Source organism: Streptococcus gallinaceus, from assembly GCF_024170225.1.
In the GTDB taxonomy this organism is placed as follows: domain Bacteria; phylum Bacillota; class Bacilli; order Lactobacillales; family Streptococcaceae; genus Streptococcus; species Streptococcus gallinaceus.
Window position 1 is genome coordinate 158,132 of the sequence record NZ_JALJXU010000003.1, and the last position, 23,909, is coordinate 182,040.

Annotated in this window: 23 protein-coding genes; 17 read left to right on the forward strand and 6 right to left on the reverse strand. The window is 42.7% G+C overall.

The window, feature by feature from the left end; translation table 11 throughout:
- Window positions 1-21: 21 nt before the first annotated feature.
- Together J2T50_RS04930 and J2T50_RS04935 are read right to left on the reverse strand one after the other, a co-directional pair.
- A complete protein-coding gene (locus tag J2T50_RS04930) occupies window positions 22-1,158 on the reverse strand; it encodes a DUF4097 family beta strand repeat-containing protein (RefSeq protein ID WP_253364276.1) in 1,137 nt (378 codons plus the stop codon).
- A complete protein-coding gene (locus tag J2T50_RS04935) occupies window positions 1,155-1,472 on the reverse strand; it encodes a PadR family transcriptional regulator (RefSeq protein ID WP_253364278.1) in 318 nt (105 codons plus the stop codon). Before J2T50_RS04935 ends, J2T50_RS04930 begins: the two co-directional genes overlap by 4 nt.
- Window positions 1,473-1,614: 142 nt before the next feature.
- Here J2T50_RS04935 and J2T50_RS04940 point away from each other — a divergent pair, with 142 nt between their 5' ends.
- Window positions 1,615-2,529 carry an AEC family transporter gene (locus J2T50_RS04940; RefSeq protein ID WP_253364280.1) on the forward strand — a complete coding sequence of 305 codons (915 nt, stop codon included), beginning with the start codon at window positions 1,615-1,617 and terminating at the stop codon, window positions 2,527-2,529.
- 23 nt (window positions 2,530-2,552) lie between these two features.
- Here J2T50_RS04940 and pepT read toward each other — a convergent pair whose 3' ends face one another.
- Complete coding sequence (pepT, locus tag J2T50_RS04945; protein ID WP_253364282.1) at window positions 2,553-3,779, reverse strand: peptidase T; 1,227 nt, start codon at window positions 3,777-3,779, stop codon at window positions 2,553-2,555.
- A 22-nt stretch (window positions 3,780-3,801) separates the two neighbouring features.
- Window positions 3,802-4,614 carry a Cof-type HAD-IIB family hydrolase gene (locus J2T50_RS04950; protein ID WP_253364284.1) on the reverse strand — a complete coding sequence of 271 codons (813 nt, stop codon included), beginning with the start codon at window positions 4,612-4,614 and terminating at the stop codon, window positions 3,802-3,804.
- A 95-nt stretch (window positions 4,615-4,709) separates the two neighbouring features.
- Here J2T50_RS04950 and J2T50_RS04955 point away from each other — a divergent pair, with 95 nt between their 5' ends.
- Window positions 4,710-5,984, forward strand: a complete 1,275-nt coding sequence (locus J2T50_RS04955) for a DUF2130 domain-containing protein (protein ID WP_253364286.1) — start codon at window positions 4,710-4,712, stop codon at window positions 5,982-5,984.
- Window positions 5,985-6,032: 48 nt separating this feature from the next.
- Window positions 6,033-6,506: a DUF1697 domain-containing protein gene (locus J2T50_RS04960; protein ID WP_253364288.1), complete on the forward strand. Its 474-nt coding sequence runs from the start codon at window positions 6,033-6,035 to the stop codon at window positions 6,504-6,506.
- A 10-nt stretch (window positions 6,507-6,516) separates the two neighbouring features.
- Here the strand turns inward: J2T50_RS04960 and J2T50_RS04965 are convergent, their stop codons facing one another.
- Window positions 6,517-7,482 (reverse strand): polysaccharide deacetylase family protein, encoded by a 966-nt coding sequence (locus tag J2T50_RS04965; RefSeq protein WP_253364290.1) that lies wholly within the window; start codon window positions 7,480-7,482, stop codon window positions 6,517-6,519.
- Window positions 7,483-7,588: 106 nt separating this feature from the next.
- Here J2T50_RS04965 and J2T50_RS04970 point away from each other — a divergent pair, with 106 nt between their 5' ends.
- The 12 genes from J2T50_RS04970 (at window position 7,589) to J2T50_RS05025 (ending at window position 22,479) form a co-directional block, all read left to right on the forward strand.
- Window positions 7,589-8,875 (forward strand): homoserine dehydrogenase, encoded by a 1,287-nt coding sequence (locus tag J2T50_RS04970; protein ID WP_253364292.1) that lies wholly within the window; start codon window positions 7,589-7,591, stop codon window positions 8,873-8,875.
- Window position 8,876: 1 nt separating this feature from the next.
- On the forward strand, window positions 8,877-9,740 hold the full coding sequence (gene thrB / locus J2T50_RS04975; protein ID WP_253364297.1) for a homoserine kinase: 864 nt from the start codon (window positions 8,877-8,879) through the stop codon (window positions 9,738-9,740).
- 106 nt (window positions 9,741-9,846) lie between these two features.
- Entirely contained in the window at window positions 9,847-10,743 is an 897-nt protein-coding gene (gene murB, locus J2T50_RS04980) for a UDP-N-acetylmuramate dehydrogenase (RefSeq protein WP_253364299.1), read from the forward strand.
- A gap of 69 nt (window positions 10,744-10,812) precedes the next feature.
- The gene (locus J2T50_RS04985; protein WP_253364301.1) at window positions 10,813-11,976 is read left to right on the forward strand and encodes an ABC transporter ATP-binding protein; all 1,164 of its coding nucleotides are present in this window, start codon (window positions 10,813-10,815) and stop codon (window positions 11,974-11,976) included.
- Entirely contained in the window at window positions 11,960-12,760 is an 801-nt protein-coding gene (locus tag J2T50_RS04990; RefSeq protein ID WP_253364303.1) for an ABC transporter permease, read from the forward strand. Before J2T50_RS04985 ends, J2T50_RS04990 begins: the two co-directional genes overlap by 17 nt.
- On the forward strand, window positions 12,760-13,533 hold the full coding sequence (locus J2T50_RS04995; protein WP_253364305.1) for an ABC transporter permease: 774 nt from the start codon (window positions 12,760-12,762) through the stop codon (window positions 13,531-13,533). The genes J2T50_RS04990 and J2T50_RS04995 overlap by 1 nt, the downstream gene beginning before the upstream one ends.
- Window positions 13,533-14,603, forward strand: coding sequence for an ABC transporter substrate-binding protein (locus J2T50_RS05000; RefSeq protein WP_253364307.1), 1,071 nt, complete (start codon window positions 13,533-13,535; stop codon window positions 14,601-14,603). Before J2T50_RS04995 ends, J2T50_RS05000 begins: the two co-directional genes overlap by 1 nt.
- A 56-nt stretch (window positions 14,604-14,659) precedes the next feature.
- Window positions 14,660-16,195 (forward strand): ClC family H(+)/Cl(-) exchange transporter, encoded by a 1,536-nt coding sequence (locus tag J2T50_RS05005; protein WP_253364309.1) that lies wholly within the window; start codon window positions 14,660-14,662, stop codon window positions 16,193-16,195.
- Window positions 16,196-16,419: 224 nt separating this feature from the next.
- Window positions 16,420-17,403: a GMP reductase gene (guaC, locus tag J2T50_RS05010; RefSeq protein ID WP_253364311.1), complete on the forward strand. Its 984-nt coding sequence runs from the start codon at window positions 16,420-16,422 to the stop codon at window positions 17,401-17,403.
- Window positions 17,404-17,522: 119 nt separating this feature from the next.
- Complete coding sequence (locus J2T50_RS05015; protein WP_253364313.1) at window positions 17,523-18,881, forward strand: MATE family efflux transporter; 1,359 nt, start codon at window positions 17,523-17,525, stop codon at window positions 18,879-18,881.
- 84 nt (window positions 18,882-18,965) lie between these two features.
- Window positions 18,966-20,705, forward strand: coding sequence for an ABC transporter ATP-binding protein (locus tag J2T50_RS05020; RefSeq protein ID WP_253364315.1), 1,740 nt, complete (start codon window positions 18,966-18,968; stop codon window positions 20,703-20,705).
- Window position 20,706: 1 nt separating this feature from the next.
- A complete protein-coding gene (locus tag J2T50_RS05025; protein WP_253364317.1) occupies window positions 20,707-22,479 on the forward strand; it encodes an ABC transporter ATP-binding protein in 1,773 nt (590 codons plus the stop codon).
- 22 nt (window positions 22,480-22,501) lie between these two features.
- On the opposite strand, the gene J2T50_RS05030 is transcribed toward J2T50_RS05025, so the two are convergent.
- Window positions 22,502-22,684, reverse strand: a complete 183-nt coding sequence (locus tag J2T50_RS05030; RefSeq protein ID WP_253364319.1) for a 4-oxalocrotonate tautomerase — start codon at window positions 22,682-22,684, stop codon at window positions 22,502-22,504.
- A 69-nt stretch (window positions 22,685-22,753) separates the two neighbouring features.
- Between J2T50_RS05030 and J2T50_RS05035 the strand changes: the two genes are divergently transcribed.
- Complete coding sequence (locus J2T50_RS05035; protein WP_253364321.1) at window positions 22,754-23,101, forward strand: putative quinol monooxygenase; 348 nt, start codon at window positions 22,754-22,756, stop codon at window positions 23,099-23,101.
- Complete coding sequence (locus J2T50_RS05040) at window positions 23,098-23,889, forward strand: YdcF family protein (protein ID WP_253364323.1); 792 nt, start codon at window positions 23,098-23,100, stop codon at window positions 23,887-23,889. Before J2T50_RS05035 ends, J2T50_RS05040 begins: the two co-directional genes overlap by 4 nt.
- The last annotated feature ends 20 nt before the right edge of the window (window positions 23,890-23,909 follow it).

Consider the following 23,909-nt stretch of genomic DNA (forward strand, 5'->3'; position numbering starts at 1 on the left):
AAAAGAGCCAGAGGCTCTTTTTTAGTAGATCTCAATATCTCCTGACTTCGTTTGGAGAATGAGGTCAGCATGGGATTCTGGAGCGTGGTAGGTATACCCACGTCTCGTTTTCACAAGAGGAAGATTGGTTTCACAGTCGCCAAAATTGGTTTCGATTTGAAGTGAGGTGGTCTGTGCTGCCGCAGCAAATCCATTGATTTCCATATCACCAGAAGCAGTAGTCAAACTAGATTTTCCTGAAAAATTGCAATGGTGTAGCTCCATGTCGCCACTAGCACTTTGAAGAGTGACCTGTTCAAGCTGACTTTTGTTGATTTCCATATCGCCAGCTCCTAGTTGGATTTGAGAATAGTTGATTGTGCTGTCTGTCAAGCTAATATCTCCGCTTCCAATCTGAATGATTCCTTTTTTAACTTGGCATGAACGGAGGTCCATATCACCCGATCCTGCACTTAATTTGACCTGGGTCAATTGACACTGTTTCAAATCCATATCGCCAGAACCAGTTTGAATGGTTCCAGATGTGATAGCTAGATGTCTTGTCATCACATCTCCGCTACCGAGTTGGATACTGACTTGCTCCAGTTTTTTATCTTGTGGAATGTACAGCTTAATGGTATTTCCAGAGAAGACTTCTGTCAGAATCCCTTTTATGAGAAATTCCATGTTAAAGCCAAATGAAAATTTTTCTTTTTGCTTGTTAAAGGATTGACGGATGTTAAGATGGCCATCCGTGTTTTCAATTTCAAGCTGGTTAGTGCTATCCGCAAGCAGGTAGGCATTTTTTTCCTCTGTTGGGAAAATGGAAATGTCTAGCGATCCGAAATGCAGGGACAGCTGATTAAAGTCGTCTAGGTCTACGCGGGCTTGGTTTGAATCAGCTTCTCCTTGAGAGAATGTAGTGTCTTCCTGATGGAAATTAGAGTGATTGGAAGTATTTTCTTTTTGCTGGATGGTAGCTGGGCTAGATGCAAGTTTGCTGAGTAATTCGTTTGCGACTTCTTTTGGACTGCCTAATCCGTCTAGAATGCTGGATTCATTTTCAGGACCTGCTTCTTCAAAAAGCTCTGTAAAGTAGTCAATGGCTTCATTGTATTCTTCTCGTGGAAGTGGTTGGAGTAGCTGTGCTAATTCGTCTAAAAATTGTGTCTGTGTCATTTGCGGAGGCTCCCTTCAATAATTTGGTCGATGCTTGTTTTGTAGTGTTCCCATTCTTGCTGGAGAAAGGGGAGATGCTCTTGTCCCTCGGTCGTAATCGTATAGTACTTACGCTTGCGTCCTTGGAATTCTTGTGAATAGGTGGTCAGAAATCCAGCTTTTTCCAACTTTTTCAAGATGGGATAGAGGGTGGATTCTTTGAAATCGGCGACCAATTTGATGGTTTGGCTAATCTCGTATCCATAGGAATCATGTTTTTCGATGATGGATAGAACCAAAAATTCAATCAAAATGGATGAAACTGGGTAATACATCCTGTCCTCCTTATGTATAAATATTTTATATATAAATAATATACCTATACACAAATTATGTCAAGAACTATATATATAAAATTTTTATATTTTTTGTCCAAGAGTGATTTATGATATAATTTGCTGAGAAAGAAGATGTTGTATGATAGCAATATTGTTGAAAGCCTTCGGTTTTATGCTGGTCATTGGCTTAGGATATTATCTAAAAATGATGGGCATTGTCGAGAAGAAGGATGTTAAGATTTTCTCAACCATTGTCATGAATGTGACCTTACCCTGTGCTCTTTTGGCGTCGGCTTCAGAAGTGAAGTTGTCTGGACTTTTATTGATTCCATTATTACTCGGTTTCGCTAGCAACCTGCTCATGGATGCTATCGGCTACTGGGAGGCTCGCAAGGGGAGCATCGTGGAAAAGGGTGCAGGTATGGTTCAGATTTCAGGTTTTAATATCGGAACCTTTAGTCTTCCGTTCATTCAGACTTTTTTTCCAGCTTCTTACCTGACCAGCGTTCTCTTGTTTGATACGGGAAATGCACTCATGGTTTTGGGTGGAAATTACACACTTGCAGCTAGTCTTAATCACGAAAAAGAGCCCATGATGCTGAAAATGATTGGAAAAAATTTGTTTTCGTCTCTTCCATTTAAAGTTTATCTCGGAACCTTGCTCTTAGCTGCTTTTCATATTTCCATTCCACAAGAGATACTCTCCATTACCAATATTGCAGGCAATGCAAATCCATTTTTAGCCATGCTCATGTTAGGAATGATGGTGGATGTGGAGGTTAACTGGAAAGATTGCAAGCGATTGATGAAGCTGTTAGCTATTCGTGTAACCATGGCTTTGGGGCTGGGAGTAGCCTTCTATTTTCTTTTGCCTATTCCACTTGACATGCGGCAAATGCTGATTATCTGCGTGGCCTCTCCAATTTCAGTCGTGGCTCCAGTTTATGTCATGCAGCTGGATGGGAATGCGTCAGAAGCAGCCAATCTTAACTCACTGAGCATTCTTGTCAGTTTACTGGTCATGACGGCGCTCATGGTTTTGTTTAGAGTATAATAAAAAGCCTGATAGCAGGCTTTTTATTGTTTGTCATAAGCAACAATACCAAGAATCACGTCAACAGCTTTTTCCATGGTTTCGACTGAAACGAATTCGAAGCGGCCGTGCATGTTTTCCCCACCTGCAAAGATGTTTGGTGTTGGAATTCCCATAAAGGAAATCTTAGAGCCATCTGTTCCACCGCGAATTGGTTCGATAATTGGCTTAATGTCAAGATTTTCCATCACTTCTTTGGCAATATTGATCGGAGTCATGTCTTTTTCAATGACTTTTTTCATATTGTAATACTGGTCGTGGAGGTTAACGATGACGCGTGGTGTGTCAAAAGCAGCATTCATGTTTTCTGCAATATCGAGCATGACCTGCTTGCGTGCTTGGAAATCTTCTTCTTCAAAGTCACGGATAATGTAGCTTGTTGCGGCTTGGTCAACGCTACCAGTCATGTCCATGAGGTGATAGAATCCTTGGTAGCCGTCTGTTTTTTCAGGGCGGTCTGCTTCAGGAAGAGCATTGTGGAAGTCGATAGCCAGTTGGAAGGCGTTGATCATCTGATCTTTGGCAGAACCTGGGTGAACATTGCGTCCGATGAAGTCAATTTTTGCAGCGGCAGCGCTAAATGTTTCGTACTGCAATTCGCCAAGAGGCCCACCGTCAACTGTGTAAGCGAAGTCGACATTGAAGTCTTCAACATCAAACTTATTGGCACCGACGCCGATTTCCTCGTCTGGACCAAAGCCAACGCGGATTTCGCAGTGCTTGATTTCTGGGTGTGCAACTAGGTATTCGATAGCAGTCATGATTTCAGCGATACCGGACTTATCATCTGAACCTAGCAAGGTTGTTCCGTCTGTAGTTACCAAGGTTTGACCAAGATAATTTTTCAACTGAGGGAAGTCTTTTGGATCAAGGTTGAATCCAGAAGTACCAAGCGTAATAGGATTTCCGTCATAGTTTTCAATAATCTGTGGTGCGACACCTTCGGCATTGAAGTCGGCTGTATCCATGTGTGAAATGAAGCCAATCTTGCGTGTCAAGGCTGGGTCGTTGGCAGGAAGGGTACCGATACAGTAGCCGTTTGGCAAGTAGTGAACGTCCTGCAAGCCGATTTTTTCCATTTCAGGTAAGAGGATATTTTTGGCAAATTCAACCTGGTTTTGTGTACTAGGTGTGGTTGTTGAGTTTTCGTCAGAGCGGGTGTTTTCTTTTACATAGACCAAGAAACGCTCGAGTAGGTTAGGGTATCTCATGTTTTCTCCTTTTAGATGGTGTTTAGTTTAAGATGTATTGGTGAATGGCCTGTGCCACACCGTTGTCGTTATTGCTAGCGGTGGTAGCATCTGCCAGTGCTTTGATATGGTCATCGGCATTTCCCATGGCAATGCTGAGTCCGGCAAATTTGAGCATTTCAATGTCATTGTTGGCATCGCCCATGGCCATAATTTCGCTAGGATCAATGTTCAATAGTTTGGCTAGTTTTTTGAGAGCAGAAGCCTTGCTGACTCCGAGTGGCAGGACTTCATAAATGGTTTTCTGCGAACGAACACCGTTGAAACGTTGGGTCAGTTCTTCTTGGTGGCGTTCTTGAAATTCATCGCAGGCTGCTTGACTTCCAACATACATGCCTTGGAAAAGGTGTCCAGGAAATTGAATTGCCTGGTCTAGCGGGAGGGTGATGGGTTCTAAAAAGACGACTTCCGTATCTGCTTTGACATAGTCATTTGCCTCCTCATCTAGGACAAAGTAGTGTTCCTCATCAAATAAAGTCAGTTGCAGCTGGCTATCCTTTGCAAATCCTGCTAGATAGGCGATATCATCTGGAGATAATTCAGCCCAATCAACCAAGCTCCAATCCTTGGTTTGGTGAGTTGAGCAACCATTGTTTACGATGACGTATTCATTTTCAGCGTCTAGGTTTAATTGGTCAAAATAGGGCTTGACGCCAGGCAACATCCGACCGGTGCACAGGACTAATTTGACTCCGGCATCAACAGCTTTATGGATGGCTTGGATATTTTCTTGGGACAGTCTTTTTTGGTCATCCAGTAAGGTGCCGTCCATATCAAGTGCTAGTAATTTAATCATAGCTTCCTCCTAAAAGTCACTAGGAACATTATAGCACAAATCAGGAAAGGCTTACAGGGAATGTGATATAATATAGAAAATTAGGAGGAATTAGGATGAATCAAATAAAATGCCCGCATTGTGGGACAGCTTTTCAAGTCAACGAAACAGAATACAGCGAGCTCCTAAGTCAGGTCAGAACAGCAGAATTTGAACAGGAAATTCATGACCGTTTGGCGCGTGAAGTAGCCTTGGTCGAGGAAAAAGCAAAAAATCAGCAGCAAGAAAGTTTAGGAAAAAAAGATGCTGAAATTCAAGCCCTAGAAGCAAAAATTGCCAACTTTGGGACAGAAAAAGCCTTGGTCGCAAAAGAAACAGAGCAGCAGTTATCCAGTCAATTAGCTGAAAAGGATAAGCAGTTGCAGGAGCTCATGGCTCGTCTTGACAAGATGCAATTGGAGCACGAACATCAACTACAAAAAGAATTAGCCAATCTGGAAAAAGAACGAGACTCGGCTAAAAATCAATTGATTCTACAAGAAAAAGAAAGTCAGCTGGCGCTGACAGCCTTGGAAAGTGATTACCAAGTCCAGCTCAAGGCAGCCAATGAACAGGTAGAATTTTACAAGAATTTCAAGGCACAACAGTCTACAAAGGCAATCGGTGAAAGTCTTGAAATTTACGCAGAAACCGAGTTTAACAAAGTTCGTGCCTATGCCTTTCCTCGTGCGCAATTCGGCAAGGACAATACTGTATCAGGTTCCGGCTCAAAAGGAGACTTTATTTTCCGTGAAGCAGATGAAAATGGAGTCGAGTTCATTTCGATCATGTTTGAAATGAAAAATGAGGCGGATGCGACCAAGACTAAGCATAAAAATAGTGATTTTTATAAGGAATTAGACAAAGATCGTCGCGAGAAAAAATGTGAATATGCAGTCTTGGTTTCCATGTTGGAGGCGGATAGCGATTATTTTAACACGGGCATTGTCGATGTTAGTCACGAGTACGAAAAAATGTACGTTATCCGACCCCAGTTCTTTATTCAGCTGATTGGGCTCTTGCGAAATGCGGCCTTGAACAGCCTATCTTATAAGCAAGAATTGGCTCTGATTCGTGAGCAGAATATTGATATTACGAATTTCGAAGATGACTTAAACGCCTTTAAAATAGCTTTCGCTAAGAACTACCAGTCAGCGTCAACAAATTTTGGGAAAGCGATTGATGAGATTGACAAGGCCATCAAATGTATGGAAGAAGTTAAAAAATTCTTGACCACTTCTGAAAATCAGCTCCGCTTGGCCAACAATAAATTGGACGATGTCTCTGTCAAAAAATTGACACGCAAAAATCCAACCATGAAAGCAAAATTTGACGCTTTGAGCGAGCAATAAATCATTAAAACGTGATGATTTTATTGAGATATCTAAGAAAGGAAAGGTATGGATTATATTTTACTTCTGCGTGGCATCAATGTTGGCGGAAAAAACAAGGTCAGTATGCCCATATTGAAGGAACAGCTGGTCGCCGTGTTGCAGCAATGTTTTCAGAAAGAGTATGAGTTTCAGCTGAATTTTTCATTGGTCAATACACAGGATTTTCTAGCGGAAAAGGTGGCTGATTGGTGGGAAGAAGAGATGGCACGACGAGATGTGCTCTTTGTCACGCAGGATTTGACCATTGACGCGATTTCTGACTCACTTCAGGCAATGCCACTTGGAAATGAGCGGCTGTACATTGGACACAAAGCCATATTCTGGGGGAAAATGGACGAGGCAGACTACCTCAAAACCGCCTACCACAAACAACTCATCAAGCAAGCCTACTATCGCCAACTGACTATTCGTAATGGAAAAACCTATGCCAAACTCCGAGAACTGGCTGAGGAGAGAACCAAAAACGATAGACTTATCTAGTCTATCGCTCTTACTCTGTAGCAATGCTCTGAAGCAAGATAACTGCTGTAGTAACAGGTAACATGCGTACACGGTTTAGGCTGAGTAAGCCATTAGCAGCAGTTGCAAGTCCTTCATTTGTCGTAACACCGAGTTTGTAGTTGCTGTTTCCAGCGATGGTTAAGGTGTCGTTTGAGTAGCGTCCTGCTGGGTAGGCGACGGCAATAGTGTCCTGGTTGAGTTCAGTATCGAGATAGTGTTTCGAATTTTGTAGCTCAGCTGTTTGGTTTTCAATGCTTGAATATTCCAAGTCTGGGTGATTGACCGTATGACTTTGTAGGGAAATGTTATGTTGCTTCATTTCCTTCATCTGCTCCAGTGTCAGATTGCCTTGATTGCCAACAGTACCTGTGATGACATTGTTGGTGGCTTTCATGTTGTATTTTTTGAGGATAGGATAGGCCACATCATGGAAATCCCAGAGGCTATCATCAAAGGTAAGCCAGACAACTTTTTTACCTTCTGGTAAAACATTTTCGGTCAATACCTTGTAGGCTTCTTCAGGAGAAAGCGTGTAGTAACCTGCGTTTTGCAAGGCTTGTAAATGACTTTCAAAGGTTGTTGGGTCGACAATCAGATTGGCATTGGCTTCCTCGCCTGCTCCCATGACGTGGATGGCATGGTACATGAGGATAGGAACTTTGACAGGAGCCTTCTGTTTGACCCAGTTGACGTCTGCCGCAGCCGTAGCCGAGCTGGCTGTGGTTGATTGCTCAGTCTCTGATTTTTTTGCAGTATTTTTTTCGGATGACTTAGAAATTGCCGTGCTAGTTTTTGTCGTCTCATGATTAAATAAATGAGAAATGGCATTGGTTTTTACGACTAAAAATGTAGAAATGAGTAGAAGAATAAGCGCCAGTGCAATCCCGGTTCGTTTTCGTCGTTGCTGGCGTTTCTTTTCTTGGCGTTGAGCAGAACGATTTTGTCTTGTGGTCATAGGAACCTCCTTGTTTTTTTCCTTTTATTATAACAAAAAAACTAGTGGCAAATTATCAGAAAATTTGGTATAATACTCAAAATATAGAAATCGAAGAGGGAATTATATGGTTGTCAATATCGCCTTATTAGGTTTTGGAACGGTCGCAAGCGGCGTACCCTTCCTATTGAAAGAAAATACAGAGAAAATCAAACAAGCGGCACAAGATGATATCCGTATCGCAAAAGTCTTAGTGCGGGATGATGCTGAGAAAGAACGCCTTCAAGCTGTGGGACACGATTATGATTTTGTGACCAATATTGATGCGATTTTATCAGATGAAAGCATTCAAATTGTCGTTGAGCTCATGGGGCGTATTGAGCCTGCTAAGACATTTATTACACGTGCTCTGGAAGCTGGTAAACACGTTGTGACAGCTAATAAAGACTTGATGGCAGTTCATGGTTCAGAGCTGCGCGCTGTTGCGGAAAACCACGGCGTTGCCCTCTATTATGAAGCTGCGGTAGCAGGTGGTATTCCAATCTTGCGTACCTTGGCAAATTCTTTCGTTTCAGATAAGATTACACGTGTACTCGGTGTCTTGAACGGTACATCCAACTTCATGATGACCAAGATGGTGGATGAAGGATGGACTTACGAGCAAGCTTTGCAAACTGCGCAAGAACTTGGTTATGCGGAGTCTGACCCAACTAACGATGTGGAAGGAATAGATGCGGCCTACAAAGCAGTTATTCTTAGCCAATTTGCCTTTGGGATGACTATTGATTTTGATGACGTAGCCCACAAAGGAATTTCAAATATTCGTCCTGAAGATGTGGCCGTCGCCCAAGAATTGGGCTATGTCATCAAGCTAGTTGGCGATGTTCAGGAGACGGAGTCAGGTGTGTCAGCTGAAGTTTCACCGACATTTTTGCCAAAACAGCACCCACTTGCCAGTGTCAATGGTGTGATGAATGCAGTCTTTGTAGAGTCAATTGGGATTGGGCAATCTATGTTTTATGGGCCAGGGGCTGGTCAAAAGCCAACCGCTGCCAGCGTAACGGCTGACATCATCCGTATCGTTCGCCGTCTCAAAGAAGACAATGTCGGCAAAGCCTTCAATGAATTTAGTCGATCTGTTCAGTTAGCAGCAAAAGATGATGTCAAGAGTGAGTACTATTTCTCTATTGCGACGCCAGATGAAAATGGGAAAATGCTTCGCGCAGCAGAGATTTTCAACAGTGAAGCTGTGTCATTTAAGCAAATTTTGCATCAAGCTTCTGATGGACAGTATGCCCGTTTGGTGATTGTTACACACGAGATGAGCAAGACTCAACTTGAAAATGTTACTGAAAAGTTGAATACTGTATCTGATTTCCAAGTTGGCAATATCTTCAAAGTATTGGGAGAATAGTATGAAAATTACTGTACCAGCAACGTCAGCTAATATTGGACCAGGATTTGACTCGGTCGGTGTTGCCTTGTCGAAGTACCTGACCATCGAAATCCTCGAAGAACGAGAGGATTGGTTTGTCGAACACGACTTGGAATATGTACCGACAGATAAGTATAATTTGCTCATCAAAACGGCCTTGACAGTCAAGTCAGACTTACAACCTCATCACGTAAAAATGGTCAGCGACATTCCTCTAGCACGGGGACTGGGCTCTTCTAGCTCGGTCATTGTAGCAGGAATTGAATTAGCCAATCAGCTCGGAAAATTGGAACTAAGTCAAGAAGAAAAGCTGGAAATCGCGACGAAAATCGAAGGTCATCCAGACAATGTTGCGCCAGCTCTTTTCGGAAATATGGTCATTGCATCCTACGTCGATAAAAAAATCAATGCAGTTACCGTAGCATTTCCTGAAACGGCTTTTGTTGCTTTCATTCCAGATTACCAATTGCGCACAAGTGATAGCCGCAATGTATTGCCTAATCAGCTATCTCATAAAAAAGCAGTTGCCGCGAGCGCTATTGCCAATGTAGCAGTAGCAGCTCTCCTAACAGGAGACATGGTAAGAGCCGGACAAGCCATTGAATCAGATATGTTCCACGAGCAATACCGTCAAAAATTGGTTAAGGAATTTCACACAATCAAAACAATTAGTCGTGAAAATGGTGCTTATGCTACTTACTTGTCGGGTGCAGGCCCAACTGTCATGGTTCTAGCACCTTTTGATAAAGTCGACCAAATCATTGCAAAAATCAAGGCCGAAAATCTAGAAGGAGAAGTCTGCCAACTAAGTGTAGACACTCAAGGAATTTTGGTGGAAGAATAGTGGAAAGAAGGCTAGGGAGCAATCCCAGTCTTTTTTCTTTTTCTAAGAAGATCTGCTAAGATTATGATATAATAGCAAGAGTATATTATTTTTGAATCGAGACATTATGAGAGATAAAATTGCTAAGGCATTAAATGGAATTGATATTCGTTTTGATGAGCCCTTAAAAGGCTATACATACACAAAAGTCGGAGGTCCAGTTGACTATCTGGCTTTTCCTCGTAACCGCTTTGAAATCGTTCGAATTGTTGAATTTGCAAACCAAGAAAATATCCCTTGGATGGTTTTGGGAAATTCTAGTAATATTATTGTCCGAGATGGTGGTATCCGTGGATTTGTGATTCGGATGGATTGTCTGAATTCGGTCACCGTGTCTGGTTATACGATTGAGGCAGAGGCTGGGGCAAATTTGATTGAAACAACGCGCGTGGCCTTGCACCATTCCTTGACAGGTTTTGAGTTTGCTTGTGGCATTCCAGGAAGTGTTGGCGGTGCAGTCTTTATGAATGCGGGGGCTTACGGTGGGGAAGTAGCCCATATCTTGGTATCCGCTCAAGTCTTGTCGCCGTCTGGTCATGTAACAACCATGGATGCTCGTGAGTTGCGTTTTGGCTACCGGTCATCGATTTTACAGGAAAATGGAGCCATTGTATTATCTGCAAAATTCGCTCTCAAACCTGGAAATCACACAGTGGTTGAACAAGAAATGAAGCGGTTGACACATTTGCGTGAGCTCAAGCAACCCTTAGAATATCCATCATGTGGATCTGTTTTCAAGCGTCCTGTTGGACATTTTGCAGGCCAATTGATTATGGAAGCTGACTTGAAAGGTTACCGCATCGGTGGCGTAGAAGTCTCGCAAAAACATGCAGGATTCATGGTCAACGTAGCAGATGGAACAGCGGGTGACTATGAGGAATTGATTGCCCATGTCATTGAAAAGGTGGAAGAAAACTCAGGTATCCGACTCGAGCGAGAAGTTCGAATTTTAGGAGACAAGTAAGCTACAGTAGCCATAGATAGGCCACACAGAGCCTCAATCTGTAATACAATCAAAAGGATTTTATGAGAATTGAAAAAGCCAATTATCGAATTTAAGGATGTTTCAAAGGTCTTCGAAGACAGTGGGACAACCGTTTTGAAAAACATTAACTTTGAGTTGGAAGAAGGGAAATTTTACACCCTTTTAGGAGCATCAGGATCTGGTAAATCAACGATTTTGAATATTATCGCGGGTCTATTAGATGCAACAAGTGGTGATATTTTCCTTGATGGAGAGCGCATCAATGATGTTCCTACCAATAAACGTGATGTTCACACCGTCTTTCAATCCTATGCCCTTTTTCCGCATATGACAGTCTTTGAAAATGTGGCTTTTCCACTAAAATTACAAAAAGTTGATAAAAAAGAAATCAATCGTCGTGTACAAGATGCTTTGAAAATGGTTCGTTTGGAAGGTTTTGAAAAGCGTTCTATCCAGAAATTATCTGGTGGTCAGCGTCAACGTGTTGCCATTGCGCGTGCCATTATCAATGAACCGCGAGTGGTGCTCTTGGATGAGCCGCTTTCAGCCTTGGACTTGAAGCTACGAACAGAAATGCAGTACGAACTCCGTGAATTGCAACAACGTCTGGGCATCACCTTTGTCTTTGTGACGCATGATCAGGAAGAAGCCTTAGCGATGTCAGACTGGATTTTTGTTATGAATGACGGGGAAATCGTCCAATCTGGTACACCAGTTGACATCTACGACGAGCCCATCAACAACTTTGTTGCGACCTTTATCGGTGAGTCCAACATTCTACCAGGTCGGATGATTGAGGACTACTTGGTTGAGTTCAATGGCAAACGCTTTGAAGCGGTTGACGGTGGGATGCGTCCAAATGAAGAAGTTGAAATCGTTATCCGTCCAGAAGATTTGCGCATTACGCTTCCAGAAGAAGGAAAATTGCAGGTTAAGGTCGATACTCAACTGTTCCGAGGTGTTCACTATGAAATCATTGCCTACGATGATTTGGAAAATGAATGGATGATTCATTCAACGCGTAAGGCCATCGAGGGAGAAGTCATTGGCTTGGATTTTGAACCCGAAGACATCCATATCATGCGTCTCAACGAAACTGAAGAAGAGTTTGACGCCCGTATTGAAGAGTATGTAGAGATCGAAGAAGTTGAAGATGGCTTGATTAACGCCATTGAAGAGGAAAGAGAGGAACGAAATGAAGAAAACCTCTAGACTCTTTGTACTTCCTTATGCAATCTGGGTCTTCCTCTTTGTCTTTGCGCCGGTTTTGCTCATCATTTATAAGTCCTTTTTTGATATCAACGGTCATTTGACCTTAGATAATTACGTGACCTATTTTACATCGCCCAATATGACTTATTTGCGAATGAGCCTCAATTCCATTCTCTATGCAGGAATTATCACTCTGGTGACCTTGCTGATTGCCTATCCAACTGCATTTTTCTTGACGCAACTCAAGCACAAGCAGCTGTGGCTCATGCTCATCATTTTGCCAACCTGGGTCAATCTCTTGCTTAAAGCTTACGCCTTTATCGGGATTTTTGGTCAACACGGGACTATTAATCAATTTCTAGGATTTTTCGGACTTGGAGTCCAACAAATCTTGTTTACGGATTTCTCATTCATCGCTGTAGCCAGCTACATTGAGATTCCGTTCATGATTTTACCCATTTTCAACGTCTTGGATGATTTGGACCACAATCTCATCAATGCCAGTCGTGACCTTGGGGCAAATAATTGGCAGACATTCACAAAGGTTATTTTTCCGCTCTCAATGAATGGTGTCCGTTCAGGTGTGCAAGCAGTTTTCATTCCGAGTCTCAGTCTCTTTATGTTGACTCGTCTCATCGGAGGAAATCGCGTGATTACCCTCGGGACAGCCATCGAACAGCACTTCTTGACCACTCAGAATCTTGGAATGGGTTCAACCATTGGAGTTGTCTTGATTGTGGCCATGCTGGCCATCATGTGGTTAACAAAGGAGCGTAAAAAATAATGAAAAAGTTTTCGAAGATTTATTTGGCACTTGCCTTTGTGATTCTCTATTTTCCGATTTTTTATCTCATGGCTTACGCTTTCAATGCAGGCGGAGACATGAATCGGTTTACAGGATTTACTCTTGAGTATTTCCAAAATATGTTTGGTGATAGTCGTCTTATGTTGATTTTGGCTCAAACTTTCTTGCTAGCCTTTCTCAGCTCACTGATTGCGACGGTTATCGGGACATTTGGTGCAATTTATATCTACCAAGCCAAGGACCGTTTTCAAAATCAACTCCTGTCTATCAATAACATCCTCATGGTAGCACCAGATGTTATGATTGGTGCCAGCTTCCTTTTGCTCTTTACCATGATTAAGTTTCAGCTAGGATTTTTGACAGTCTTGCTCAGTCATGTGGCCTTTTCTATTCCGATTGTGGTGCTGATGGTTTTGCCTCGCCTCAAGGAAATGAATGCAGATATGATTTCAGCAGCCTATGATTTGGGAGCAACTCAGCCACAAATGCTAAAAGAGATTATGTTGCCCTACTTGACACCGGCCATCATCGCAGGTTATTTTATGGCCTTTACCTACTCCTTGGATGACTTTGCGGTTACTTTCTTTGTGACAGGGAATGGCTATTCAAATCTATCTGTTGAGATTTATTCTCGGGCGCGCCAAGGGATTTCCTTGGAAATCAATGCCTTGTCAACACTCGTTTTCCTCTTTAGTGTCCTTTTAGTAATCGGATATTATTTCATTTCACGTGAGAAGGAGGAGACAGTTTAATGAAACGTTTGTATTCATTTTTTTCAGGTATTGTTGCCATTGTGTTGATTCTATTTGTCCTGACAATTAGTTTGGAAAATAAATCAAATGCTGGAACGACGGATAAGTTGGTTATTTACAACTGGGGCGATTACATTGATCCAGACTTGCTAAAGGAATTTACAAAAGAAACTGGGATTCAGGTTGATTACCAGACATTTGACTCCAACGAAGCCATGTATACCAAAATCAAGCAAGGGGGAACAGTCTATGATTTGGCAGTTCCGTCTGAATATATGATTTCTAAGATGATGGACGAAAAGATGTTGGTCAAACTAGACCATTCTAAAATTAATGGTCTGGAAAATATCGATAGTCAGTTTTTGGGACTTAGTTTTGACCCTAAAAACGCCTACTCGATTCCTTATTTCTGGGGAACCTTGGGAATTGTCTACAATGATAAAATGGTGAAAAATCCGCCCAAGGAATGGAAGGATCTCTTCTCACCAGAATTTCGAGATTCCATTATGCTCGTTGATGGTGCCCGTGAGGGGATGGGAATTGGCTTACAAACGCTGGGCTATAGTCTGAATAGTAAAAATAAGGCTGAGCTAGAAGAAGCAGCCAATCTCATCTATACTTTGACGCCCAACATCAAGGCAATTGTATCGGATGAAATCAAGGGCTATATGATTCAAGATGCAGCGGCAGTAGCTGTTTCCTTCTCAGGAGAGGCTAGCGAGATGCTAGACGGCAATGAACATTTGCATTATGTAGTTCCATCAAAAGGTTCCAACCTTTGGTTTGATAATATGGTCATCCCAAAAACTGCAAAAAATGTAGATGGAGCTTATCAGTTTATCAATTTTATGTTGCGACCAGAAATTGCTGCTCGTAATGCAGAATACATTGGTTATGCAACACCAAACAAGGCTGCAAAAGCACTCTTGCCAAAAGAAATCACATCGGATAAAGCCTTTTATCCGACAGAAGGAACAATTGCAAATTTAGAAGTTTATAATAATCTCGGACGTGAGTACCTGGGTATCTATAATGACTTGTACTTGCAATTCAAGATGTATCGTAAATAATAAAAAAGGTAGAAGAAGAAATTCTTTCTACCTTTTATCAAAGGAAAGGAGAGAATATGGAAAATTATAGGAAAGAATACCGGTTTGTGCATCAGGCTATTTTGGGATATGTACTACGCGGTGTCCTTGTTGGGATTGTTGCCGGTGGAGTTGTCGCCGCTTTTCGGCTGGCGATTGAAAAACTGTTTGAATTTGTCGTGCATATCTACAAGGCTTCTCATAGTCAACCACTTTATCTACTAGGAATTGCCGTTGCTTATCTGATTTTAGTTTTCATTCTGGCTTGGCTGGTCAAAGGCGATGAAGATATTAAAGGCTCAGGGATTCCACACGTGGAAGCAGAACTAAAGGGATTGATGAACCAAAATTGGTGGTCTGTTCTTTGGCGGAAATTTATCGCAGGAACCCTGGCCATTGGATCAGGTCTCATGCTGGGACGTGAAGGGCCAAGTATTCAGCTGGGTGCAGTTGCTGGTAAAGGAGTTGCTTCCTGGCTCAAGGCTAGTCAGATGGAAAAACGTAGTTTGATTGCCAGTGGTGCTGCGGCTGGACTTGCAGCTGCTTTTAATGCTCCAATTGCCGGTCTCCTATTTGTCGTGGAAGAGGTCTATCATCAGTTTTCACGGCTTGTCTGGATATCAGCCCTCGCAGCAAGTATCACAGCAAACTTCATTTCGCTCAACATATTTGGCCTCACTCCGGTCTTAAATATGCCTGATCATCTGCCAATCCTTGCCTTGCCACACTACTGGGGTTACATTTTACTGGGAATTTTTCTTGGTTTGGCTGGTTTTGTTTATGAAAAAGTCATTTTAAATATGAACGTGGTTTATGGCTGGTTAGGCAAAGTCTTTCATTTGTCTTCCTATTACCATAGTTTGATTGCCTTTGTCCTGATTTTGCCAATTGGTTATTACTTGCCAGAGTTGCTTGGTGGTGGTAATGGCATGGTGTTGAGTTTGCCACATCAGATGCCGCTCCTTTCAACGCTTCTTATCTATCTCATCGTGCGCTTTGTCTGGAGTATGATGTCCTATGGTAGTGGTATGCCTGGCGGGATTTTCCTTCCAATCCTTGCTCTTGGTTCTGTTTTGGGAATGATTGGCGGGCGCCTTGCCTTTGATATGGGAATGATAAGTCAGTCAGAAGTGACGCTCTTTATCATTTTAGGGATGGCTGGATTTTTTGCAGCGATTTCCAAGGCGCCGTTGACAGCCATGATCTTGGTGACAGAAATGGTGGGCGATATGCGGCAATTGATGGTCATCGGATTGGTCAGTCTGACCGCCTATGTCGTTATGGACTTACTTGGTGGAGCGCCAGTTTATGAAGCCATGCTTGAAAACCTTCTTCCTGAAAAGGTCCAAGTTAATAACGAAATGACCCTGATTGAAGTGGTTGTTTCTGAAAAAATCGCCGATAAATTTGTCAGTGACTTGAAATTACCACATAGCGCACTAATCACGTCGCAGATCCGTCATGGACGTAGCCAAGTCGTCAAAGGAAATAGTAAATTGCACTTGGGAGATACGATTTTCCTAGCAGTTCAAGTATCTGATATCCAAAAAGTTCGGGAAAAGTTGGAAAGTTAACTCAAAACAACGAACAAAATAGATAATAAACGAACGGAATGAGAGACAATCAACAAAAACATCATTTTATTTCTCACAAGGCGAATAGAATGGTGTTTTTTGGTCTCTTTTTATGATAAAAAACGAATTATAGGTGTCTCTTCTTTGTATACATTGACAAATAACGAATGATGTTCTATAATTATAAGAGTGGTATGAGAAAGTACCGAACTAAGGAGAAGAATATGTTTAACGAAACACCTGTTTTTGACTATGAAGATATCCAATTGATTCCAAATAAATGTATTATCAATAGCCGTTCTGAGGCAGATACATCTGTCCAATTCGGAAAGCATACTTTTAAATTGCCAGTGGTTCCAGCCAATATGCAGACTATCATCGATGAAGATGTTGCAGAAATGCTGGCTAAACAAGGTTATTTTTACATTATGCACCGTTTTGACGAAGTCGGCCGTAAGGAGTTTATCCAAAAAATGCATGCGCAAGGCTTGATTGCTTCTATCTCGGTAGGTGTGAAACCTTATGAATACGAATTTGTAACAAGTTTGAAAGACGATGCCCCTGACTATGTGACCATTGATATTGCTCATGGTCATGCCGAGTCCGTTATCAAGATGATCAAGCACATCAAGTCAGAGCTACCAGAGACCTTTGTCATCGCAGGAAATGTTGGTACACCTGAAGCGGTGCGTGAGCTAGAAAATGCTGGCGCAGATGCTACAAAAGTTGGAATTGGCCCAGGTAAGGTGTGTATCACAAAAGTAAAAACTGGATTTGGTACAGGTGGTTGGCAGCTGGCGGCGCTACGTTGGTGTGCAAAAGCAGCACGCAAACCCATTATCGCAGACGGTGGGATTCGTACACATGGTGATATTGCAAAATCAATCCGATTTGGTGCTAGCATGGTCATGATTGGCTCACTCTTTGCTGGTCATATCGAAAGTCCAGGTAAGACTGTTGAAGTGGATGGCGAGCAGTTCAAAGAATATTTTGGTTCAGCATCTGAGTACCAAAAGGGCGAGCATAAGAATGTTGAAGGGAAGAAAATTCTTCTACCAGCTAAAGGACATTTGCAGGATACCCTGACCGAAATGGAACAAGATTTGCAGTCTTCTATCTCTTACGCAGGTGGTCGAGATTTGCAAAGTCTTAAACATGTGGATTATGTTGTCGTGAAAAATTCCATCTGGAATGGAGATTCTATTTAAGGTTTAAAAGAACTATAAAATAGGATATAATGAAGAGGCAGGCTGTCAGGCCTAGCTTCTTTTGTTTTCAGATTGAGAGATGCTGGGGACTTGTATGCTGATTAGATTGAGGAGATGATATGCACCCAACCAAAACTTTAAGAGAAAAATACATTCTCTTTTTCAAACTTTTTATACCGATTTTGATTTATCAATTTGCCAATTTCTCGGCTTCCTTTATTGATACCATGATGACAGGGCAGTTTAGCACCCAAGATTTAGCCGGAGTGTCGATGGCTTCTTCGCTTTGGAATCCATTTTTCTCCTTGCTGACAGGCATAGTTTCAGCTCTGGTGCCCATCATCGGTCATCGTTTGGGGCGTGGTGAAAAAGCTGCTATTCGAGAGGAATTGCACCAATTTCTTTACTTGGCTTGTGGCTTGTCCGTTTTTCTCTTGTTGCTGATTTATTTCGGAGCTATTCCTGCCTTGGGGCTATTTGGCTTAGAGCCACATGTATTGGCAGTGGGACAGCAGTATTTATCGTTTATCTGCCTAGGTATTTTCCCACTTTTGCTTTTTAGCGTATTTCGCTCTTTCTTCGATGCACTGGGATTGACGCGCATGTCTATGTACCTGATGTTGCTTTTGGTGCCCTTTAATTCCTTTTTCAACTATGTGTTGATTTTTGGGAAACTTGGTCTACCAAGATTGGGAGGAGCAGGAGCAGGGCTCGGAACTTCCTTATCTTACTGGCTTTTACTGGTGGTCATTCTTGTCGTTATGCAAGTGGATGAGCGCATTCGTGCTTATCAGATTTGGAAATGGAGCCCCATCAATCCGAAGTTGCTAGTAGATGGCCTCCGTTTGGGACTTCCTATCGGCCTTCAAATATTTGCCGAGGTAGCGATTTTCGCAGTTGTTGGTCTGTTGATGGCTAAGTTTTCTTCGCAAATCATCGCTGCCCATCAAGCTGCAATGAACTTTGCAACCCTCATGTATGCTTTTCCAGTTTCCGTTTCAATGGCTTTACCAATCGTTATTTCCTATGAACTGGGTGCCAAACGAGCGCAAGCTGTGCGAGACTATACACGGATTGGGAGATTGGTGGCAATGGGATTTGCTGGATTTACCTTGACGTTTCTGTATTTCTTCAGAGGACAGGTAGCTGGTTTGTACGGTCACGATGCAGAGTTTATCCAGACGACATCGAATTTCTTGACCTTTGCCCTCTTTTTCCAACTGGCTGATGCTTTTGCGGCGCCGCTGCAAGGAATTCTTCGCGGTTACAAGGATACGACCATGCCCTTTGTGATTGGCGTCGGAGCATACTGGAGTATGTCCCTTCCTTTGGCTTTTCTTTTGGGAAATACGACGGATTTAGGTCCCGTCGCTTACTGGATTGGTCTGATTATGGGGATCGTTTCCTGTGGGCTTTTATTGCAACTGCGTCTGAAAAAGGTCGCTCGAGAAACCTTAACCAGTACGAGACTTACCTAAACTCTATTTTTATGTTAAAATAGACATATCGAACATTGAAGAAGCACTGATGTGCTTCTTTCTCTTATCTAGAAAGGAAGATATATGAAGTTAATTTGGTCTTATTTGAAGAAAAATCCAGGTTTACTGGTTTTGGACCTCATCGGTGGCTTTTTCTTCGTCTTGGTCAATCTTGGGATGCCAACTGTCTTGGCACGAATGATTGATGAAGGGATTACCAAAAGTGATTTGTCAAAAGTTTATTTTTGGTCCGTTATCATGTTCATCATCATCTTGCTGGGGATTGCAGGGCGGATTCTCCTGACCTTTGCCTCTAGTAAATTGGTGACAACCATGATTAAGGAAATGCGGACGGATATGTATGACAAGCTTCAGACTTATTCGCACCATGAGTTTGAAAAAATTGGGGTATCGTCACTTGTGACCCGTATGACAAGTGATGCCTATGTCTTGATGCAGTTCGCAGAAATGTCCCTCCGTTTGGGGATGATTACGCCAATGATGATGATTTTTTCTGTCATCATGATTTTGATTACCAGTCCATCTCTTGCTTGGATTGTAGCAGTTGCCATGCCGTTTTTGGTCATTGTTGTCTGGTATGTGGCGGTCAAAACACGTCCCTTGTCTGAAAAGCAACAAAAAACATTGGACAAAATCAACCAGTATGTCCGTGAAAACCTCATGGGATTGCGTGTTATCCGTGCCTTTGCGCGTGAAGACTTCCAGGAAGAGCGTTTTGCGGGAGAAAATGATACCTACTCGGGTATTTCAAAACGCCTCTTTACCTTGACTGGCTTGACCGAGCCACTCTTTGTGCAAATCATCATCGCTATGATTGTTTCTATTGTCTGGTTTGCCTTGGATCCATTGGCAAAAGGAAATCTCCAAATTGGAGACTTGGTCGCTTTTATCGAATACAGCTTCCACGCTCTCTTTTCATTCTTGATGTTTGCCAACCTCTTTACTATGTATCCTCGTATGGCTGTTTCTAGTAGTCGGATTGAAGAAGTTATGGCTATGCCAATTTCCATCAGTCAAAATGAAAATGGTATGACAGAGACGGATACACGTGGTTATTTGGAATTTGAAAATGTAACCTTTGCCTATCCAGGTGAGACGGAATCTCCTGTCTTGCACAATATTTCCTTTAAGACGAGACCGGGTGAAACGGTGGCTTTCATTGGGTCAACGGGCTCAGGTAAGTCTTCCTTGGTCAATCTGATTCCGCGTTTTTACGATGTGACTCTCGGAAAAATCTTGGTCGATGGTGTGGATGTGCGTGATTACAATCTCAAAGCCCTCCGCTCAAAGATTGGTTTTATTCCACAGAAAGCTCTGCTCTTTACAGGGACCATTGCCGAAAATCTCAAGTACGGAAAAGAAGACGCTAGCCTTGGCGAGTTGGATTTGGCGGCGGATGTGGCCCAAGCCAAAGAATTTATCCAAAGCAAGGAAGAGGGTTACGAGACGCATTTGGCTGAAGGTGGTAGCAACCTTTCTGGAGGTCAGAAGCAACGTTTGTCCATCGCGCGTGCGGTCGTTAAAACACCAGATATTTATATTTTTGATGATTCATTTTCTGCCTTGGACTACAAGACTGATGCGACTCTGCGTCGTCGTCTTAAGGAAGTGACGGACAATGCAACGGTGCTTATCGTGGCGCAACGTGTGGGAACCATTATGGATGCAGACCAGATTATCGTCTTGGATCAAGGCGAAATCGTTGGTCGTGGGACACATGATGAACTCATGCAGACCAATGATATCTACCGTGAAATTGCCCAATCTCAGCTTAACAATCAATCATTGACGGAAGGAGAATAGGATGAAAGAACAATCTGTATTTTTACGCTTGTGGATCTACTTACGCAAGTACAAAGGTCAGCTCTTTTTGGCGATTTTCCTGAAAATTGTCAGTTCAGTCATGAATGTCTTAGAGCCATTTGTCTTGGGGCTTGTCATCACAGAGTTGACAGCCAATTTGCTTGATATGGCAAAAGGCGTTCCAGGTGCGCACATCAATGTTGGCTATATTTTTTGGATTTTGGTCATTTATGCCATCCGTGCTCTTTTCTATGAAATTGGTTCTTATGGCTCAAATTTCTACATGACACGGGCAGTGCAGACTAGTATCCGAGATTTGCGTAATGACTTGTCTGAGAAAATCAATCGTATTCCTGTTTCTTATTTTGACAAACACCAGTTTGGGGATATGTTGGGACGCTTTACGTCCGATGTGGAGACCGTTTCAAACGCTCTTCAACAGTCATTTTTGCAGATTATCAATGCTGTTCTGACTCTTGTTTTAGTCATTGTCATGGTCTTGGTGCTTAATATCAAGTTGGCTATTATCGTGATTTTGTCTATTCTATTGACCTATGTGACGGCTCAATTTCTCGTCAAAAGATCGCAGCCTTATTTTAAACGTCAAGCCAATGTTCTCGGGCAGATGAATGGATTTGTCCAAGAAAACTTAACTGGTTTCAATATTTTGAAACTCTATGGTCGGGAGGAAGCTTCTGCGACAGAATTCGCTCAAATCACAGACGAACTCCAAGATGTCGGATTTAAGGCGAGTTTCATGTCAGGGATTATGATGCCGATTTTACATGGTATTTCAGATATGACCTACCTTTTGGTAGCCTTCTTTGGCTCATTGCAGGTTTTGGCAGGCAAGATGACCATTGGGAATGTGCAGGCATTTGTGCAGTATGTTTTCCAAATCGGTCAACCAATTCAGACCTTGACCCAATTGGCGGGTGTCTTGCAGAGTGCTAAGTCGTCCTTGGAGCGGATTTTCCAAGTGATTGACGAAGTGGAAGAAGTTTCGCAAGTGATAGAAGTGCTGGACAAGGATTTGACAGGGCAAGTTAGCTTCAACCATGTTGATTTCCAATACGTGGAGGGCAAACCGCTCATTCGCGACTTCAACTTGGATGTCAAGCCGGGAGAAATGGTTGCTATTGTCGGACCGACTGGGGCTGGTAAAACAACTCTCATCAATCTTCTCATGCGATTTTACGATGTTACCAAGGGTTCGATTACTGTGGATGGTCATGATATTCGGACACTTTCTCGTCAAGAATACCGCAAGCAGTTTGGGATGGTTCTGCAGGATGCTTGGTTGTATGAGGGTTCTATCAAGGAAAATCTCCGTTTTGGGAACTTGAATGCCAGTGACCAAGAAATAATTGATGCTGCCAAGGCGGCTAATGTGGACCATTTCATTCGTACCTTGCCAGGCGGTTACAATATGGAAATGAACCAAGAGTCCAGCAATATTTCACTTGGGCAAAAGCAATTGTTAACCATTGCGCGTGCGCTCCTAGCAGATCCTAAAATCCTCATTTTGGACGAGGCAACTTCATCGGTTGATACGCGTTTGGAATTGCTGATTCAAAAAGCTATGAAACATCTCATGCAAGGGCGAACAAGTTTTGTCATCGCTCACCGCCTCTCAACCATTCAAGAGGCAGATAAGATTTTAGTCTTAAAAGATGGTCAAATCATCGAGCAGGGCAATCACCAGACCCTCTTGGCGGATAAGGGCTTCTATTACGACCTCTACATGAGCCAATTTAGTCAGGAAGAAGAGTAAAAAAGCAACCAATTGGTTGCTTTTATTTTTTCTTCATTTCACCAGCTGGGTAGTAGGTTCCTTCTGGTATATCGTTGATGAAAACGTGGATGTTTTCTTTCGGTGCTTTGGCTACGCGAGAGACGACCTCGGTGACTTCGCGTGCGAGTTGGATTTTTTGTTCTTCGGTGCGGCCTTCAAAGAGGTCAATTTTTACAAATGGCATGGCTTTCTCCTTTTGAATTTATGGTATTATTATAGCACAGTTCGTTTTTTGAAAGAAATGGAGAATGATATGGCAATTATCTTTCATATTTTTTATAAGGGAAAAGACAATGCAGCTCGGGATTTTGCTGCGGAAATGACAGAGAGAGGGCTCGTTAATCAAATTAGATACAGACCCGGCAATCTTTCCTATCACTATTTTCAATCCATGGAGGATCCAAAGACGATTTTGCTGGTGGACAGCTGGTCAGATCAAGAGGCCTTGGACCTGCACCATGCGTCGCCGATGATGCAGGAGATTTTAGCCTTACGAGAGAAATACGGCTTGTCGGCGCGCGCAGAAAAGTTACGTGCAGATGAAGAGGGAGTTCCCGAAGCAGACCAAGTTTTCATGAGCCAAGAGGAGGATGCAGAATGAATCACGTGCAAGCTTTGAATCAATTAGCTTCATTTTTAGGAAGAAGAGACCTTCCTATGCTGAGTACTGTTCAGTTGCAGGAGAGTTATGGGCTGTCACAAGTTGATGTTTTTGTCCTCTTTGGTGGCAGCATCCTAGCAGGTGTTGACGTATTGGCAGAAGCCATGAGTCAGCAAATCGCTAAGCACTACATTATCGTTGGAGGAGTCGGGCACACGACGGCAGCCTTGCGTGAGAATGTGTTGCTGGATTATCCTGATATGGACATTTTAGATGCAAGTGAGGCGGAGATTTTCCAAGCAATCTTGCTAGAAAAGTATGGCTATCAGGCGGATGAGTTAGAAGTGTCCTCGACCAATTGTGGCAATAACATTACCTATCTCCTGGAGCTTTTGGCGGAAAAGGAATTGGACTGGAAATCCATGATACTGTCGCAAGATGCGACCATGCAGTACCGCATGTCGGCTTGTCTCGAAAAATACTGTAGAGACGACCAATTGGTGCTCAATTATGCTAGTTATGTAGCGAATTTCCAAGAAATAGACGGTGAATTGAGTCTTCGTCCGTCTGACCTGTGGGGCATGTGGTCTGTCGAAAAGTATATTGAGCTCTTGATGGGCGAGATTCCTCGTCTGCGCAATGATGAAACTGGCTACGGTCCCAATGGACGAAATTTTATCGCAGCAGTAGACCTGCCAAACGAGGTAGAAGAAGCTTTTGAGGCATTACAGGCTTCCTATGGACACTTGGTTCGTCAGGCAAATCCAGCCTATGCTGATAAAAAGTAAAAGCAGAATTTCTTGAATTA

Coding starts and splice junctions, on each gene's coding strand:
- J2T50_RS04930 (WP_253364276.1), bottom strand. CDS start 1,158: ATGACACAGACACAATTTTTAGACGAATTAGCACAGCTACTCCAACCA.
- J2T50_RS04935 (WP_253364278.1), bottom strand. CDS start 1,472: ATGTATTACCCAGTTTCATCCATTTTGATTGAATTTTTGGTTCTATCC.
- J2T50_RS04940 (WP_253364280.1), top strand. CDS start 1,615: ATGATAGCAATATTGTTGAAAGCCTTCGGTTTTATGCTGGTCATTGGC.
- pepT (WP_253364282.1), bottom strand. CDS start 3,779: ATGAGATACCCTAACCTACTCGAGCGTTTCTTGGTCTATGTAAAAGAA.
- J2T50_RS04950 (WP_253364284.1), bottom strand. CDS start 4,614: ATGATTAAATTACTAGCACTTGATATGGACGGCACCTTACTGGATGAC.
- J2T50_RS04955 (WP_253364286.1), top strand. CDS start 4,710: ATGAATCAAATAAAATGCCCGCATTGTGGGACAGCTTTTCAAGTCAAC.
- J2T50_RS04960 (WP_253364288.1), top strand. CDS start 6,033: ATGGATTATATTTTACTTCTGCGTGGCATCAATGTTGGCGGAAAAAAC.
- J2T50_RS04965 (WP_253364290.1), bottom strand. CDS start 7,482: ATGACCACAAGACAAAATCGTTCTGCTCAACGCCAAGAAAAGAAACGC.
- J2T50_RS04970 (WP_253364292.1), top strand. CDS start 7,589: ATGGTTGTCAATATCGCCTTATTAGGTTTTGGAACGGTCGCAAGCGGC.
- thrB (WP_253364297.1), top strand. CDS start 8,877: ATGAAAATTACTGTACCAGCAACGTCAGCTAATATTGGACCAGGATTT.
- murB (WP_253364299.1), top strand. CDS start 9,847: ATGAGAGATAAAATTGCTAAGGCATTAAATGGAATTGATATTCGTTTT.
- J2T50_RS04990 (WP_253364303.1), top strand. CDS start 11,960: ATGAAGAAAACCTCTAGACTCTTTGTACTTCCTTATGCAATCTGGGTC.
- J2T50_RS04995 (WP_253364305.1), top strand. CDS start 12,760: ATGAAAAAGTTTTCGAAGATTTATTTGGCACTTGCCTTTGTGATTCTC.
- J2T50_RS05000 (WP_253364307.1), top strand. CDS start 13,533: ATGAAACGTTTGTATTCATTTTTTTCAGGTATTGTTGCCATTGTGTTG.
- J2T50_RS05005 (WP_253364309.1), top strand. CDS start 14,660: ATGGAAAATTATAGGAAAGAATACCGGTTTGTGCATCAGGCTATTTTG.
- guaC (WP_253364311.1), top strand. CDS start 16,420: ATGTTTAACGAAACACCTGTTTTTGACTATGAAGATATCCAATTGATT.
- J2T50_RS05015 (WP_253364313.1), top strand. CDS start 17,523: ATGCACCCAACCAAAACTTTAAGAGAAAAATACATTCTCTTTTTCAAA.
- J2T50_RS05020 (WP_253364315.1), top strand. CDS start 18,966: ATGAAGTTAATTTGGTCTTATTTGAAGAAAAATCCAGGTTTACTGGTT.
- J2T50_RS05025 (WP_253364317.1), top strand. CDS start 20,707: ATGAAAGAACAATCTGTATTTTTACGCTTGTGGATCTACTTACGCAAG.
- J2T50_RS05030 (WP_253364319.1), bottom strand. CDS start 22,684: ATGCCATTTGTAAAAATTGACCTCTTTGAAGGCCGCACCGAAGAACAA.
- J2T50_RS05035 (WP_253364321.1), top strand. CDS start 22,754: ATGGCAATTATCTTTCATATTTTTTATAAGGGAAAAGACAATGCAGCT.
- J2T50_RS05040 (WP_253364323.1), top strand. CDS start 23,098: ATGAATCACGTGCAAGCTTTGAATCAATTAGCTTCATTTTTAGGAAGA.